Origin of the sequence: Acidovorax sp. 107 (assembly GCF_003058055.1) — a bacterium.
In the GTDB taxonomy this organism is placed as follows: Bacteria; Pseudomonadota; Gammaproteobacteria; order Burkholderiales; family Burkholderiaceae_C; genus Acidovorax.
This window is the reverse complement of sequence record NZ_QBTZ01000001.1, coordinates 4,027,576-4,044,182: the sequence shown is the minus strand read 5'-3', so window position 1 is coordinate 4,044,182 and position 16,607 is coordinate 4,027,576. Positions and strand designations below refer to the sequence as shown.

The following is a 16,607-nucleotide window of genomic DNA, read 5'->3' as shown; positions in this document are numbered from 1 at the left end:
GAATCACGCCAACCCAGAAAAAAAGTCCTGCCAGCTTGCGCTGGCAGGACTTTTTTCTTGCAGCCCCGGGAAGGGGCGGCGAGATGCGATCAGCCGGGCTTTCAGTCGGCCTGCTTGCGCAGGAAGGCGGGGATCTCCAGGTCATCCATGCCGCCCGACGACAGGGCATCCACGCGGGCCGCGGCCTGCGTGCGGTTGGTGCGCCACACGCTGGGCACCGACATGCTGCCGTAGTCGGCCTGTGTGCTGCCTGCATGGCCACCTTGCACGCCCACCGCGCCACCCAGGGTACCAACGCCTGCAACAGGCATCTGGTAGGCCATGTTGTCCGTACCCGTGCGCAAGCCACCCTGCACCACGGAGATGGGCTGGCGGCGTGCGTTGGCACGCGACAGGCCTGTGGCCACCACGGTCACACGGATCTCGTCGCCCAGGCTTTCGTCGTAGGCGGCACCGAAGATCACATGCGCATCGGTCGAGGCGTAGGCGTTGATGGTGTTCATGGCCTGGCGCGACTCGGACAGCTTGAGGCTGCCCTTGCTGGCCGTGACCAGCACCAGCACCCCCTTTGCGCCCGACAGGTCGATGCCTTCGAGCAGCGGGCAGGCAATGGCCTGCTCGGCAGCGATGCGCGCGCGGTCCGGGCCGCTGGCGGTGGCCGTACCCATCATGGCCTTGCCGGGCTCGCCCATCACGGTGCGCACGTCTTCAAAGTCTACGTTCACCTGGCCGTACTCGTTGATGATCTCGGCAATGCCGCCCACGGCGTTCTTGAGCACGTCGTTGGCATGGGCAAAGGCCTCGTCCTGGGTGATGTCGTCGCCCAGCACGTCCAGCAGCTTTTCGTTGAGCACCACGATCAGCGAATCCACGTTGGCTTCCAGCTCGGCCAGGCCATCGTCGGCGTTCTTCATGCGGCGACCGCCTTCCCAATCGAAGGGCTTGGTGACCACACCCACCGTCAGGATGCCCATTTCCTTGGCCACACGCGCGATCACGGGTGCCGCGCCAGTGCCCGTGCCGCCGCCCATGCCGGCCGTGATGAACAGCATGTGTGCGCCAGCGATGGCCTCGCGGATATCTTCCGCCGCTGCCTCGGCGGCATCGCGCGCCTTCTCTGGCTTGCCGCCTGCTCCCAGGCCGCTGTTGCCGAGCTGGATGACGCGGTGCGCCGAGCTGCGCGTGAGCGCCTGCGCATCGGTGTTGGCGCTGACAAACTCCACACCCTGGACACTGCGGGCAATCATGTGCTCGACGGCATTGCTGCCGCCGCCGCCCACACCGATCACCTTGATCTGGGTGCCCTGGTTGAATTCTTCGGCTTCGATCATTTCGATGGTCATCTTGGAGCTCCTGGTTCTAAATTCGTATGCAATTGCCAATTGAGAGATGGGATCATTTTTTTTGTAGTGCGTGGCGGTCCTGTACATCGCCATCGCTCGCGCGGTATCTGGTGAGGGCTCCCACGCGCTAGCCACAGGGGGTATTTCATGGTCAGAAATTCCCCACGATGAAATCCTTGAAGCGCCCGAATGCGGTCTTCATCGACCCGCTCTTCTGGGCCACCTTGAAGCCGCGCAGGCGCGCCAGTCGGGCCTCTTCCAGCAAGCCCATGACCGTGGCCGCACGGGGTTGGGCCACCATGTCCGCCAGCGCGCTCGAATACTTGGGGATGCCGCGCCGCACGGGCTTGAGGAAGATGTCTTCGCCCAGTTCGATCATGCCGGGCATCACCGAGCTGCCGCCCGTGAGCACGATGCCCGACGACAGCACTTCCTCGTAACCCGACTCGCGCACCACCTGCTGCACGAGCGAGAAGATTTCTTCGACACGCGGCTCGATCACACCGGCCAGCGCCTGCTTGCTCAGCATGCGCGGGCTGCGGTCGCCCAGGCCGGGCACTTCCACCTGCGCCTCGGGGTCCGCCAGCAGCTGCTTGGCGTAGCCGCTTTCCACCTTGATGTCTTCGGCGTCCTTCGTAGGGGTGCGCAGCGCCATCGCGATGTCGCTGGTGATGAGGTCGCCCGCAATCGGAATCACCGCTGTGTGGCGGATGGCACCGCCGGTGAAGATGGCCACGTCGGTCGTGCCTGCGCCGATGTCCACCACCACCACGCCCAGCTCGCGCTCGTCGTCGGTCAGCACCGCCTGGCTGCTGGCGAGCGGGTTCAGCATGAGCTGCTCGACCTCCAGGCCGCAGCGGCGCACGCACTTGATGATGTTCTCGGCGGCGCTTTGCGCGCCGGTCACGATATGGATCTTGGCCTCGAGGCGGATGCCGCTCATGCCGATGGGCTCCTTCACGTCCTGCCCGTCGATCACGAATTCCTGCGGCTCCACCAGCAACAGGCGCTGGTCGCTGCTGATGTTGATGGCCTTGGCCGTCTCCACCACGCGCGCCACGTCGGCCGAGGTGACTTCCTTGTCCTTCACGGCCACCATGCCGCTGGAGTTCAGCCCGCGGATATGGCTGCCCGTGATGCCGGTGTACACGCGCTGGATCTTGCAGTCCGCCATCAGCTCGGCCTCCTTGAGCGCCTGCTGGATGCTCTGCACCGTGGCGTCGATGTTCACCACCACGCCGCGCTTGAGGCCATTGCTGGGCGCCACGCCCAGGCCCGCCAGCTTGAGCTCGCCACTGGGCAGAACCTCGGCCACCACGGCCATGACCTTGGCCGTGCCGATGTCCAGCCCCACCACCACGTCTTTGTATTCTCTTGCCATATCAGTCTCTGCCCTTCTCTGTTCTTGCCTGTGGCACTGCGGCCCACCCCGCCCGCCCCGTCACGCACCACACCACCACCGATTCGCTGCGGTCCATGCCATCACCTCCGGCGCACACCCGCAGCGCCGCCAGCGGCGTCCGCGCTCACCGTGGTCACGCCCCGCAAACGCAGCGCATAGCCCCCCGCGTGGCGCAAGTCCGCAGACTCCAGCGCATCCACGCGGCGGCCGTACTGCGCGGCCACCTGGGTGAGGGTGCGCACAAACCGCTGTGTGCGTTGCACCACTTCCTGTGGCGTGCCGCCCCCCAGCTCCACCACCGCCTCGCTGTCGAGGGTGACGCGCCAGCCGCCCCGCCCCGTCAGCTCCAGTTCTTCCACGTCCAGCCCCAGGGGCTTGAACACCGGCTCCAGCAGGCCATACATCTGCAGCACCTCGGCCGAACTACCTGCAGGCCCTAACAGGCGCGGCAGGCCTTCCTGCTCCACATCGCCCACATTCGCCTCGAAGACTTCACCCTGGCTGTTGACCAGCGCTGAGCCAGTGTCTGGGCCCCAATACGCCACGGCGTCGTGCTCCTGCAACTCCACGCGCAGGCTGCCGGGGTAGACCCGACGCACTTGCGCGCGGCGCACCCAGGGCACCTGCTCGAAGGCCTCGCGGGCGGCCCGCAGGTCCACCGTGAAGAAGTTGCCCACCAGGTGCGGCGCCACATTGGCCCGCAGCGTCACCGCGTTGTTGTGCACCAGCTCGCCCTGCACCACGATGCGTGCGATGGCAAAGCCCGGGTAGCGCAGTACCCACCATGCCCCCGCTGCCAGCACCGCCATGGCGCAGCCCACGAACAGGACCGACGCGGTCAGGTTCATGAGCTTGACGTCCAGGGGTGCGGGCAGCGTCTGATTCATCAGGCAGCCTTTGGCTTTGCGGGCGTGTCCAGTGCCGCATCCGCGAGGATGCGCAGGCACAGCTCTTCGTAGCTGATGCCCGAGGCCCGGGCCGACATGGGCACGAGCGAATGGCCTGTCATGCCTGGGGATGTGTTCATCTCCAGGAGGAAGGGCTTGCGGTCGCTCGCGCGGATCATCAGGTCGGCACGGCCCCAGCCACGGCAGCCCAGGGTGCGGTAGGCCTCCAGCACGATGCGCTGGATCTCGCGCTCCTCGGCCTCGGGCAGGCCGCTCGGGCACTGGTACTTCACGTCGTCGGTGAAGTACTTGTTCTGGTAGTCGTAGGCGCCATCGGGCGCCACGATGCGGATCACCGGCAGCGCACGGGCGCTGGCGCCCTGGCCCAGCACGGGGCAGGTCACCTCTTCGCCTTCGATGAACTCTTCACACAGCACGTCGGGGTCGTACTGGGCCGACAGCTGCACGGCCTCCTGCATGTCCGAATAGCCGCGCACCTTGGTCACGCCGATGGACGAGCCTTCGCGCGGCGGCTTGACGATGAGGGGCAAGCCCAGTTCATCGGGCACCGTGCGCACTACTTCACGCTGTTGACGGTCAGGGGCCAGCCACACGTAACGTGGCGTGGGCAGGCCCTCGGCCAGCCATACCCGTTTGGTCATGACCTTGTCCATGGCGATTGCGGATGCCATCACGCCGGGACCGGTATACGGAATGCGCAGCAGCTCCAGCGCGCCCTGCACCGTGCCGTCTTCGCCATGGCGGCCGTGCAGTGCGATGAAGCAGCGCGCATAGCCATCGCGCTTCAAATCGCCCAGCGCGTTCTGTGCGGGGTCAAACGCATGGGCATCCACGCCACGCGAGCGCAGCGCCTGCAGCACGCCGCTGCCCGACATCAGCGACACCTCGCGCTCGGCCGAGTCTCCGCCCATCAGGACGGCCACCTTGCCCAGCGATTTCACGTCGATATTCGATTCAGGAAGGGTCATGGTGCGCTCCCTTCGTGCGCTTTCAGCTCATTATTTTGTAGCATTTCAACCACCTTGCCGGGCACGGCGCCAATGGAGCCCGCGCCCATGCACATCACCACGTCGCCCGCGCGTGCGTTGTCGGCGATGGCCTGCGGCATGTCGGCCACGTTGTCCACAAACACCGGCTCCACCCGCCCTGCCACCCGCAGGGCACGGGCCAGCGAGCGACCGTCGGCGGCCACGACTGGCGCCTCACCAGCGGCGTACACCTCGGTGAGCAGCACCGCGTCGGCATTGCCGATGACCTTGACGAAATCCTCGAAGCAATCGCGCGTGCGGCTGTAGCGGTGCGGCTGGAAGGCCAGCACCAGGCGCCGCCCGGGGAAGGCACCGCGTGCGGCCGCCAGCGTGGCGGCCATCTCCACTGGGTGGTGGCCGTAGTCGTCGATGACGGTGAAGGTGCCGCCGTCCTTCGCGGGCAGATCGCCATAGCGCTGGAAGCGCCGGCCTACGCCCTTGAAGCCTGCCAGCGCGCGTTGCACCGCTTCGTCGGGGATGTTCAGCTCCACCGCCACGGCAATGGCCGACAACGCGTTGAGCACGTTGTGCTCGCCCGCCAGGTTGAGCACGATCTCCATGTCGGGCAGCGTGACGCCATTGCGCCGCTGCACCGTGAAGCGCATCTGGCCGGCCTCGGCACGCACGTTGATGGCACGCACCTGCGCGTCTTCCGAGAAGCCGTAGCTGGTGATGGGGCAGGTCACGCTTTGCAGGATGTCGCGCACGGCCGGGCTGTCCACACAGAGGACGGCCGTGCCGTAGAACGGCATGCGGTGCAGAAAGTCGACAAACGCGCCCTTGAGCCGGCCGAAGTCGTGGCCGTAGGTCTCCATGTGGTCGGCGTCGATGTTGGTCACCACCGCCATCACGGGCAGCAGGTTCAGAAACGACGCGTCGGACTCGTCCGCCTCGACCACGATGTAGTCACCGCTGCCCAGCTTGGCATTGGCGCCCGCGCTGTTGAGCTTGCCGCCAATCACAAAGGTCGGATCCAGCCCCGCCTCGGCCAGCACGCTGGTCACGAGGCTGGTGGTGGTGGTCTTGCCGTGTGTGCCCGCAATGGCAATGCCCTGCTTCAGGCGCATCAGCTCGGCCAGCATCAGTGCGCGCGGCACCACGGGAATCTTCTTTTCGCGCGCGGCCAGCACCTCGGGGTTGTCCGAAGTGACCGCTGTGGACGTGACCACGGCGTCGGCGCCATCGATGTGCGCTGCCGCGTGGCCGAGGCAGGTCTTGATGCCCAGATCTGCCAGACGGCGCAGCGTGGCGCTGTCGGCCAGGTCCGAGCCCGAGATGCGATAGCCCAGGTTGAACAGCACTTCGGCGATGCCGCTCATGCCGGCACCGCCCAGGCCTACGAAATGGATATGGCGAATCGCATGTTTCATGGTTGGGCCAACTCCTCGCAGGCAGTCACCACCTCGCGGGTGGCGTTGATTTTTTGCATGTTTTTGGCCTTGAGCGCTACATCCACAAGCGTGGATCGCTCCAATTTCAATAGCATTTCAGACAGCCCTTGCGGCGTCAGGTCGCGCTGCTGCACCAGCCAGCCGCCGCCCGCATTCACCAGGAACTGCGCGTTGGTGGTCTGGTGGTCGTCCACGGCCGACGGGAAGGGCACAAAGATGGATGCGGCGCCCACGGCCGCGATCTCGGTGACGGTGCTCGCCCCCGCCCGGCAAACGATGATGTCGGCCGCTGCAAACGCGCTGGCGGTGTCGTCGATGAAAGGCGTCAACTCTGCCTCGACCCCGGCGGCGGCGTAGTTGGCGCGCAGCGCATCGATCTGCGTCGCTCCGCTTTGATGGACCACGGTGGGTCGTTGTTCGGCAGGCATGAGGGTGATGGCCTGGGGCACGATCTCGTTGAGTGCACGCGCGCCCAGGCTGCCGCCCACCACCAGAAGGCGCAGGGGGCCGGTGCGGCCCGCAAACCGCTCGGCCGGGCCGGGCTGCTGCGTGAAGGCGGTGCGCAGGGGGTTGCCCACCCACTGACCTTTGTTGAACACATGGGGGAAGGCCGTGAACACCCGGTCGGCCACACCGGCCAGTACCTTGTTGGCCATGCCGGCCACGGAGTTCTGCTCGTGCAGCACCAGAGGCTTGCCCGCGAGCACGCCCATCATCCCGCCCGGAAAGGTGATGTAGCCGCCCAGGCCTACCACCACGTCGGGCTTCACACGGCGCACGACCTGCAGCGCCTGCCAGAACGCGCGCAACAGACGCAGCGGCAGCAGGGCCAGCGTGACGAGCCCCTTGCCGCGCACACCCGAGAAATCGATGAGTTCCAGCGCAAAGCCGTGCTGCGGCACGATGCGCGACTCCATGCTGCCGGGCGCGCCCAGCCAATGCACGCGCCAGCCACGCGTACGCAGCTCTTCGGCCACGGCCAAGCCGGGGAAGATGTGGCCACCGGTGCCACCGGCCATGATGAGTGCGGTCTTTTGCTTGCTCATACGCGGCCTCCGCGCATGAGCAGCTTGTTTTCATAGTCCACGCGCAGCACCACCGCCAGCGCCACCAGGTTCATCAGAATCGCCGACCCGCCAAAACTCATCAGCGGCAGCGTGAGCCCCTTGGTCGGCAGTGCGCCCAGGTTCACGCCCATGTTGATGAAAGCCTGGAAACCGATCCAGATCGCCACGCCCTGCGCGACGAGGCCCGAGAAAACGCGGTCCAGCGCAATGGCCTGGCGACCAATGTGCATGATGCGGCGGGTCATCCACAGGAACAGGATGATGAGCGCGACCACGCCCACCAGGCCAAACTCTTCACCGATCACCGCCATCAGGAAGTCGGTGTGCGCCTCGGGCAGCCAGTGCAGCTTCTCCACACTGCCCCCCAGGCCCACGCCAAACACCTCGCCGCGTCCGATGGCGATCAGCGAGTGCGACAGCTGGTAGCCCTTGCCCAACGCGTGCTGGTCGCTGAAGGGGTCCAGGTACGCAAACACGCGCTCGCGGCGCCAGGGCGAGCTGGCAATCATCAGCGCAAAGGCCCCCACCAGCACGCCCGCGATCAGGAAGAACATGCGGGCATTCACACCGCCCAGGAACAGGATGCCCATGGCGATCACGGCGACCACCATGAAGGCGCCCATGTCGGGCTCGGCCAGCAGCAACACGCCCACGATGGCCACCGCCGCGCCCATGGGCAGCACGGCGCGGAAGAAACGCTCCTTCACCTCCATCTTGCGCACCATGTAGTCGGCAGCGTAGACAAGCACCGCAAACTTCGCCACCTCGGAGGGCTGGAAGCCCACGGGCCCGATGGACAACCAGCGGCGCGCACCATTGACCACCTTGCCCACGCCGGGGATCAGCACCGCCACAAGCATGAGCAGCGCCACGATGAACAACCAGGGCGCCACGCGCTCCCACAGCGCCATGGGTATCTGGAACGCCAGCAGCGCCGCCACAAACCCCACGACCAGGTACATCATGTGGCGGGTCAGGAAGTGCGTGGACGCGTAGTTGGCAAACCGGGGGTTGTCCGGCATGGCAATCGACGCGGAATACACCATCACCAGCCCCCACGCCAGCAACGCCACCACCACCCAGAGCAAGGCCTGGTCAAAGCCCAGCACACTCGCGGGCGTGCTCGACGACTGGCGGTACTCGGTGCCGCCCACGCGCACGGGCAGCACATCGGCCGCCTTGCCGGGCAGGCCACCGAACCAGCCGGTCACGCGTTGCAGCAGGGTCAGGGTGCTGGCCTTGGCGGTCATTGCATACCCTCCGTCGGCTGGCCGGCGTCGTCGGCCATGGTCCGCACCGTCTCGCAGAAGACCTGCGCGCGGTGTTCGTAGTCCTTGAACATGTCAAAGCTCGCGCAGGCGGGTGACATCAGCACCGCGTCGCCCGAATGGGCACGCTGCGCGGCCAGTGCCACGGCCTGGGGCAAGGTTTCGGCATCCAGCAGCGGCACACCTGCGTCCTGTAATGCCGCGCGGATCAGTGGCGCATCGCGGCCGATCAACACCACCGCACGCGCATAACGCGCCACGGGCGCCGCCAGGGGCGCAAAGTCCTGCCCCTTGCCTTCTCCGCCCAGGATGACCACCAGGCGCCGCTCCGTGCCCAGCCCGACCAGCGCTGCCGCCGTAGCGCCCACGTTGGTGCCCTTGCTGTCGTCGAAATATTCCACACCGTGGATGATGGCCACGGGCTCCACACGGTGAGGCTCACCCCGGTACTCGCGCAGGCCGTACAACATGGGAGCCAGCGGACAACCGGCCGCCGAAGCCAGTGCAAGCGCCGCCAGCGCATTGGTGGCGTTGTGGCGGCCGCGGATGCGCAGCGCATCCGCCGGAATGAGCCGCTGGATGTGCAGGTCTTCCTCGACCTCGTTGCGACCGCGCTTGCGGGTTTCGTCCGCGTCCATCGCGCGCACCAGCCAGGGCATGCCGCTCACCACTTCGATGCCAAAGTCGCCCGGACGCCGCGGCATGTCGCCACCAAAGGTGAGGTGCGCACGCACCTGCGGCTTTTGCAGCTTGACTTTGACGGGGGGCGGAAGCATGGCCATCACCGCCGTGTCTTCGCGGTTCAGGATCATCAAGCCCGTCTGACCAAAGATGCGCGCCTTGGCGGCCGCATAGGCCTCGATGCTGCCGTGCCAGTCCAGGTGGTCCTGCGTGATGTTGAGCACCGTGGCGGCCGTGGGCTCGAAGCCCGTGATGCCATCCAGCTGAAAGCTCGACAGTTCCAGCACCCACACGTCGGGCAAGGTGTCTGCATCCAGGTGCTCAGCCAGCGTGTCGAGCAGGGTGGGGCCGATGTTGCCGGCCACGGCGACGCGTTTGCCTGAACGCTCCACCAGCTGGCCGGTGAGCGAGGTCACGGTGGTCTTGCCATTGGTCCCGGTGATGGCCAGCACGGCCGGTGCATACGCGTGCGATCCACGCAAGACTGCCAGGGCCTGGGCGTACAGGCTCAATTCGCCGCCAGTGCTGATGTCATTTGCACGAGCCGCTTCCAAAACAGGAGCAACTGCTTCGAGGCTCAGCCCGGGTGAACGATAAACCGCGTGCAGGCCCTGCTCTTGCACCAGGCTGGCGTCGAATGCGCCCGACACAAACCGTACCTGGGGGAGCTCCTGTTGCAGCGTGGGCAGTTGCGGTGGGGCCGCGCGGGTATCGGCCACGGTGACCTGCGCACCGCAGCGCACGCACCAGCGTGCCATCGCCAAGCCCGAGGCACCCAGGCCCAGGATCAGGATGGGCTGGTTGTGCAGCAGGTTCGCAACGCCCTCACGCGCGGGGCCTGCAGGCACATCGGGAGTCACGGGCTCGTCGGCCTCCACGGCGTCGGGGGCATCCGTACTGTCAGAGGCTCCCGACTCGGGTGCGGCCACCTCGGCAAAGATCTGGGCCACAAAGTCCGCAGCCGCCTTGGCGGCGGAGACGGCAGGCACCGCCTCGGGATTCCAGGCAGCGGTGGTGCCTTTCGCTGCAGGCGCGCCTGGGGCCACCTCGGTGTCCCCAGCGACGAGCGGAGCGTCTGTTACTTCACTGCTCTCCGTCGCTGGATCGGCAACGTCCTGGGCCGCATTCACGTCAGGTGCCAGGGGCGCAGCGTCCTGCGTTCCGGAATTGACCTCTGGAGCGCCGTCAGCGTCCACCCCGGCCCCTGCCATCGGGGGCACGGCCTCGGGTGTGCCGAGGGGGTCGGGAAGAAGGGGCTCGTTCGGGTTCATCGCAGTTTCAGCGTGGACAGACCAATCAAGCACAGCAGCATGGTGATGATCCAGAAGCGCACGACCACCTGCGTCTCCTTCCAGCCGCTCTTTTCAAAGTGGTGGTGCAGCGGCGCCATCTTGAGCAGACGGCGGCCCTCGCCGTAGCGCTTCTTGGTGTATTTGAACCAGGTCACCTGCAGCATCACCGACAGGGCCTCGACCACAAAGATGCCACCCATGATGGCGAGCACGATTTCCTGGCGCACGATCACGGCGATGGTGCCCAAGGCGCCACCGAGGGCCAGTGCGCCCACGTCGCCCATGAACACCTGCGCCGGGTGCGCGTTGAACCACAGAAAGGCCAGGCCCGCGCCCGCCATGGCCGCGCAGAAGATCAGCAACTCGCCCGAACCCGGAATGTGCGGGAAGAACAGGTACTTGGAATACACCGAGCTGCCGGTGACATAGGCGAACACGCCCAGGGCCGAGCCCACCATCACCACGGGCATGATGGCCAGGCCGTCCAGGCCGTCGGTCAGGTTCACCGCATTGCTTGAACCCACGATGACGAGGTAGGTCAGAACCACAAAGCCCAGCACCCCCAGCGGGTAGCTGATTTCCTTGAAGAATGGCAGCTGCAGCCCGGCCTTGGGAGGCAGGTCGAGCGAGAAGCCGGACTGCACCCACGCCACGAACAGCTCCCACACCTTGGCGTTGGAGCTTTCGGAAATGCTGAACGCCAGGTACAGCGCTGCAACCAAGCCGATGACGGACTGCCAGAAATACTTTTCGCGCGAACGCATGCCCTCGGGGTCCTTGTTGACCACCTTGCGCCAGTCGTCCGCCCAGCCAATGGCACCAAAGCCCAGCGTGACGATGAGCACGATCCACACAAAGCGGTTGGACAGGTCAAACCACAGCAGGGTGGAAATGGCGATCGACAGCAGGATCAGCACCCCCCCCATGGTGGGCGTGCCGCTCTTGGACAGGTGCGACTGCATGGCATAGCCCCGGATGGGCTGGCCGATCTTGAGCGAGGTGAGCACGCGGATCACCTTGGGGCCTGCCACCAGCCCGATGAGCAGCGCCGTCAAGGCCGCCATCACCGCACGGAAGGTGAGGTACTGGAACACCCGGAAAAAGCCGAACTCAGGCGACAGCCCCTGCAGCCATTGCGACAGCATCAGCAGCATGTGGCACCTCCGGTATGGGCTGGCACCGTGCGGGCGATTTCAATGCGTTGCGCCATGGTGTCCCTCCCGTGGATTGATCGGCTTTTGTTGTTGTTCTGACGGCGGTGCGGCGGCCGCAATGGCCTCGACCACCTGTTCCATCTTCATGAATCGCGACCCTTTGACCAGCACACTGCCCACCGCGGGCAATGCGCTGCGCACGGCATCCAGCAGGGCGCCCATCTCGTTGAAATGTCGGGCCCCATCGCCATAGGCCGACGCGGCATGCACCGACTGCGCGCCCAGCGCAAACATCGTGGGGATGCCAGCCTCACGGGCCAGTGCGCCCGCCTCGGCATGGAACTGCGGGCCTTGGTCGCCCACCTCGCCCATGTCGCCCATCACCAGCAGTTGCGGGCCCGGCAGTTCGGCCAGTACCTGGATGGCAGCGTGCATGGAATCGGGGTTGGCGTTGTAGGTGTCGTCCACCACCGTGATGTCGCGCCCTGCAACGGACACGCTGAACGCGCGCGAACGGCCCTTGACGGGTGTGAAGTCACGCAGCCCCTGGGCAATGGCCGCAACGGGTGCGCCGGCTGCCAGCGTGCACGCCGTGGCTGCCAGCGCATTGGTGACGTTGTGGCGGCCAGCGATGTGCAGGCGGGTCGTGATCTCGCCGCGTGACGTGGCCAGGGTGACCGCCCAGGCGCCACGCTCCCAGGCGGCCTGCGCACAGCGCACATCGCCGCCATCGCCAAAGGTGACTGTGCGGCGGCCGGGTTGCTCCATGGCCAGCGACTGCCACAGGCCCGTGTAGACATCCCCTGCCGGGAACACAGCCACACCATCGGCGGGCAGGCTGGCAAACACCGAACCGTTTTCGCGGGCCACCGCCTCGACGGTGTGCATGAACTCCAGATGCTCGCGCTGCGCGTTGTTGACCAAGGCCACCGTGGGCCGGGCCATGGCGGCCAGCGTGGCGATCTCGCCAGGGTGGTTCATGCCCATCTCGATCACGGCGGCGCGGTGGCTGGCGCGCAGGCGCATCAGCATCAGTGGCACACCGATGTCGTTGTTGAAGTTGCCCTGCGTGGCAAACGCGGCCTCGCCCTGCCAGGCGCGCAGGATGGACGCAATCATCTGCGTCACCGTGGTCTTGCCATTGCTGCCAGTCACGCCAATCAGCGGCAGGGGTAGCTGCGCGCGCCAGGCCGTGGCCAGCGCACCCAGCGCGGCCAGGCTGTCGGGTACCTCGATACCTGGCAAACCAGCCCCCTCCAGGCCACCGTGTGCAATGGCGGCAGCAGCGCCGCCTGCACGGGCATCGGCCAGGAAGGCGTTGGCGTCAAAACGCTCGCCCTTGAGTGCCACAAACAAATCGCCCGGCTGCAGCGTACGCGTGTCGGTGTGCACGCGCGCCAGCGGGGTGGCGCCATCGCCCACCAGACGGGCAGTGGGAATACGCGGCTGCAGCAGCGCCCAGGCTTGCTGCAGAGTCATGACGGGTTCAAAACTGTTCATGCCCATGTGTGGGCTCCTCGGGCCTGCAGCGCAGCCTGCGCATGGGCCATGTCAGAGAACGGCACGCGCACGCCTGCCGCCTCCTGGGTGTCTTCGTGGCCCTTGCCGGCAATCAGCACCACATCGGCGGGCGCAGCTTCGGCAATGGCCTGGGCGATGGCGGCTGCACGGTCGGGCTCGGCGCGCACCGTGCCGCCGGCAATCGTGCCCTGCAGGATCTGGTGCAGGATGGCCGCAGGGTCTTCGCTGCGGGGGTTGTCGCTGGTCACCAGCACCTGGTCGGCCTGCTGTTGGGCCACCGCGCCCATCAGGGGGCGCTTGCCTGCGTCGCGGTCGCCACCGCAGCCGAATACGCACCACAGCCGTCCACCACGCTCGATGGCCAGGGGGCGCAGGGCTTGCAGAGCCTTGTCCAAAGCGTCGGGGGTGTGGGCATAGTCCACCGCCACCAGGGGTTGGCCCGCCGCCACCAACCGCTGCATGCGACCCGGCACCGGCTGCAGGCTGGCGCAGGCGTGCACGGCGCGGTCCAGCGGCACGCCCAGACTGCGCAGCGTGGCCAGCACACCCAGCAGGTTTTGCACGTTGTACTGACCGATGACGCGGGTTTGCAGCCACTGGCGGTCAGCGCCCTCGACCACCATGAAGCGCAGGCCCTGGTCACCCAGGGCAATGTCCTGTGCGGCCAGGCGCGCGGGGCCCTGGGCCGAGAAGCTCCACAGATCCAGCGCACTGCCTTCGAGTTCGCCATGCAATTGGGCGCCCGCAGGGTCGTCTACATTGACGATGGCGGACTGCAGTCCAGGCCAGTCGAAAAGCGCCCGCTTGGCCAGCCAGTAGTCGGCCATGCTGCCGTGGTAGTCCAGGTGGTCCTGCGTGAAGTTGGTGAAGATGGCCGCGTGGATGTGCGTGCCGTCCAACCGGGCCTCTGCCAGTCCAATGGACGATGCCTCGATGGCGCAGGCGCCCAGCCCCTGAGCCCCAAACTGTGCAAACGCGCGCTGCAGGCGCACTGGGTCAGGGGTGGTCATGCCGGTGGAAATCAGCGCGGGAGGCACTCCCATGCCCAAAGTGCCCACAAGCGCACATTGCTCCTGCCCTGAATGCTCCTCATTCGATAGCACATTCAGGGCACCCGCGAGCCACCAGGCCGTGCTGGTCTTGCCGTTGGTTCCCGTCACTGCCAGCACCTTGAGCTGCTGGGTCGGCTGCGCAAACCATTCGGCGGCGATGGGCCCCGTGGCGGCCTTGAGGCCCTGCAGCGCGGCTAGGTGGTCGCCCACCAAGCCGAAGGCCTCGACGCCGGTTTGTTCGACCAGGCAGGCCGTGGCACCGCGCACCATGGCATCGGCCACATGCGCGCGGCCGTCCGTGGCGGCGCCGGGCCAGGCGATGAAGCCATCGCCGGGTGTGATCTGGCGGCTGTCGGTGTGCAGGGTGCCGGTCACACGCGAGCGCAGCCATTGCACGGCCTCACTAGCGGACTGCAGGGCGTGGAGCGGCGCGGGTGTCACAGCGACTCCTCCACCGCATTGGCCACGATCTGTGGCTTGACGGCCATGTCGGGCTGCACGCCCATCATGCGCAGCGTTTGTTGCACCACCTCGCTGAAGACCGGCGCAGCCACCAGGCCGCCATACACCTGGCCCGCGCTGGGCTCGTCGATCATCACGGCGACGATGATGCGGGGCTTGTCGATAGGTGCCATGCCGGTGAACCACGCGCGGTATTTGCCCGACGCATAGTTCTTGCCCACCTGCTTGCGCGCGGTGCCCGACTTGCCGCCCACCGAATAGCCCAGTGTCTGCGCCTTCTGGCCGGTGCCGCCGGGGCCTGCAGCCATCTGCAGCATCTTGCGCACCTGGTCGGCCGTGCGTTCGGAGAACACGGGCACGCCCACCGCAGGTTCGCTGGTCTTGAGCATGGTGGCCGGAATCACCCGCCCGCCGTTGGCAAACACGGTGTACGAGCGCGCCATCTGGAACAGGCTGGCCGAGAGGCCGTAGCCATACGACATCGTGGCCTGCTCCACCGGGCGCCAGGTCTTGTAGGGGCGAAGGCGGCCCGTCACCACACCAGGGAAATGCAGCTGCGGCTTTTGCCCGAAGCCAGCCGCCGAGAAGGTCTCCCACATCTCGCGCGCAGGCATCTGCATGGCCAGCTTGGTGGTGCCCACATTGCTGGACTTCTGGATCACGCCCTCCACCGTCAGCACCCCGTAGTTGTGCGTGTCGGAGATGGTGGAGCCCGTGATGGTGATGCGCCCGGGGTTGGTGTCTACGATGGTCTCGGGGCGCACGCGACCCGACTCCAGTGCCAGACCAATGGTGAACGGCTTCATGGTCGAGCCAGGTTCGAACACGTCGGTGAGTGCGCGGTTGCGCAGCTGCTCGCCCGTGAGGTTCTGGCGCTTGTCGGGCACGTAGCTCGGGTAGTTGGCCAGCGCGAGCAGTTCGCCGGTGTGGGCATCCAGCACCACGACACTGCCAGCCTTGGCCTTGTGCGCCGTCACCTGATCGCGCAGCTTCTGGTACGCAAAGAATTGCACCTTGCTGTCGATGGACAGCTGCATGTCCTTGCCGTCCACCGGGGGCACCGTCTCACCCACGCCCTCGACCACCCGGCCCAGGCGATCCTTGATCACGCGGCGCGAACCGGGCTTGCCCGCCAGATCCTTATCGAAGGCCAGCTCCATGCCTTCCTGGCCATGGTCTTCCACATTGGTAAACCCCACCACATGGGCTGAGGCCTCCCCTTCGGGGTACTGGCGCCGGTATTCCTTGCGCTGGTAGATGCCCTTGATATCCAGGGCGGCGATCTGCTGACCCACGTCCCAGTCCAGCTGGCGTTTGATCCAGACAAAGGTCTTGTCCTCATCCGCCAGCTTCTTCAGCAGGTCGGCCTGCGGCATGTCCAGCAGTTTGGCCAACTGCTTGAGCTTGGCACGGACTTCGGGCTTGTCCTGGTCCACGTCCTCTGGGATGGCCCAGATGCTGGCGGCCGGCACGCTGGACGCGAGGATCAGGCCATTGCGGTCCACGATCTTGCCGCGGTTGGCAGGCAGCTCGAGCGTGCGGGCAAACCGCACCTCGCCCTGGCGCTGAAAAAACGCATTGCCAAACACCTGCACATAGGCCGCCCGCCCGGCCAGCCCCAAAAATCCCAGCGCAATCACCGCCACGATGAACTTGCTGCGCCAGACCGGCGTCTTGCTGGCCAGCAGAGGGCTTGACGTGTAGAGCACGCTGCGGCTCATGGCTGCGCCCCTGCCGGTTGCGATGCAGCAGCGGCCGCCGCTGCCGCGACGCCCTGCGGGTCGGAAACGTACTGCGTGATGGCGGGCGTGGCGGTGCGCATGTTCAGCTGCGCACGCGCGATCTTCTCCACCCGCAGCGGCGTGGCCTGGGCACGTTTTTCGACCTGCAGGCGCTGGTGCTCTGTCTCCAGGCGACGGGCCTCGGCCACCGCGCGGTCCAGCTCGGTGAACAGGCGGCGCGATTCGTACTGGGTGTGCACCAGATAGATCGCGCTGGCCAGTACCGCCAGCAACAGGACCACGTTGAGCCGCGTCAT

General features: G+C 66.5%; 13 protein-coding genes. All 13 read right to left on the bottom strand.

What is annotated here, in order from left to right; translation table 11 throughout:
* Positions 1-101: 101 nt before the first annotated feature.
* The 13 genes from ftsZ to ftsL all read right to left on the bottom strand — a co-directional run bounded on the left by ftsZ (position 102) and on the right by ftsL (position 16,607).
* A complete protein-coding gene (gene ftsZ, locus C8C99_RS18845) occupies positions 102-1,343 on the bottom strand; it encodes a cell division protein FtsZ (protein ID WP_056646732.1) in 1,242 nt (413 codons plus the stop codon).
* Positions 1,344-1,494: 151 nt separating this feature from the next.
* Positions 1,495-2,724, bottom strand: a complete 1,230-nt coding sequence (ftsA, locus tag C8C99_RS18840; protein ID WP_108626554.1) for a cell division protein FtsA — start codon at positions 2,722-2,724, stop codon at positions 1,495-1,497.
* Between the two features lie 101 nt (positions 2,725-2,825).
* Positions 2,826-3,632, bottom strand: a complete 807-nt coding sequence (locus C8C99_RS18835) for a cell division protein FtsQ/DivIB (protein WP_056646735.1) — start codon at positions 3,630-3,632, stop codon at positions 2,826-2,828.
* Entirely contained in the window at positions 3,632-4,621 is a 990-nt protein-coding gene (locus C8C99_RS18830) for a D-alanine--D-alanine ligase (RefSeq protein ID WP_056646738.1), read from the bottom strand. The genes C8C99_RS18835 and C8C99_RS18830 overlap by 1 nt, the downstream gene beginning before the upstream one ends.
* Positions 4,618-6,051 carry a UDP-N-acetylmuramate--L-alanine ligase gene (gene murC / locus C8C99_RS18825; protein ID WP_056646741.1) on the bottom strand — a complete coding sequence of 478 codons (1,434 nt, stop codon included), beginning with the start codon at positions 6,049-6,051 and terminating at the stop codon, positions 4,618-4,620. Before murC ends, C8C99_RS18830 begins: the two co-directional genes overlap by 4 nt.
* Positions 6,048-7,118 carry an undecaprenyldiphospho-muramoylpentapeptide beta-N-acetylglucosaminyltransferase gene (gene murG, locus C8C99_RS18820; protein ID WP_108626553.1) on the bottom strand — a complete coding sequence of 357 codons (1,071 nt, stop codon included), beginning with the start codon at positions 7,116-7,118 and terminating at the stop codon, positions 6,048-6,050. Before murG ends, murC begins: the two co-directional genes overlap by 4 nt.
* Complete coding sequence (gene ftsW / locus C8C99_RS18815; protein ID WP_056646746.1) at positions 7,115-8,389, bottom strand: putative lipid II flippase FtsW; 1,275 nt, start codon at positions 8,387-8,389, stop codon at positions 7,115-7,117. The genes murG and ftsW overlap by 4 nt, the downstream gene beginning before the upstream one ends.
* Complete coding sequence (murD, locus tag C8C99_RS18810; protein ID WP_233247265.1) at positions 8,386-10,359, bottom strand: UDP-N-acetylmuramoyl-L-alanine--D-glutamate ligase; 1,974 nt, start codon at positions 10,357-10,359, stop codon at positions 8,386-8,388. Before murD ends, ftsW begins: the two co-directional genes overlap by 4 nt.
* Complete coding sequence (gene mraY / locus C8C99_RS18805) at positions 10,356-11,534, bottom strand: phospho-N-acetylmuramoyl-pentapeptide-transferase (RefSeq protein WP_056646752.1); 1,179 nt, start codon at positions 11,532-11,534, stop codon at positions 10,356-10,358. The genes murD and mraY overlap by 4 nt, the downstream gene beginning before the upstream one ends.
* A 39-nt stretch (positions 11,535-11,573) precedes the next feature.
* The gene (murF, locus tag C8C99_RS18800) at positions 11,574-13,040 is read right to left on the bottom strand and encodes a UDP-N-acetylmuramoyl-tripeptide--D-alanyl-D-alanine ligase (RefSeq protein ID WP_108626552.1); all 1,467 of its coding nucleotides are present in this window, start codon (positions 13,038-13,040) and stop codon (positions 11,574-11,576) included.
* Entirely contained in the window at positions 13,031-14,548 is a 1,518-nt protein-coding gene (locus C8C99_RS18795) for a UDP-N-acetylmuramoyl-L-alanyl-D-glutamate--2,6-diaminopimelate ligase (protein WP_108626551.1), read from the bottom strand. The genes murF and C8C99_RS18795 overlap by 10 nt, the downstream gene beginning before the upstream one ends.
* A complete protein-coding gene (locus tag C8C99_RS18790; protein WP_056646759.1) occupies positions 14,545-16,290 on the bottom strand; it encodes a penicillin-binding protein 2 in 1,746 nt (581 codons plus the stop codon). The genes C8C99_RS18795 and C8C99_RS18790 overlap by 4 nt, the downstream gene beginning before the upstream one ends.
* Positions 16,287-16,607 carry a cell division protein FtsL gene (ftsL, locus tag C8C99_RS18785; protein ID WP_056646760.1) on the bottom strand — a complete coding sequence of 107 codons (321 nt, stop codon included), beginning with the start codon at positions 16,605-16,607 and terminating at the stop codon, positions 16,287-16,289. The genes C8C99_RS18790 and ftsL overlap by 4 nt, the downstream gene beginning before the upstream one ends.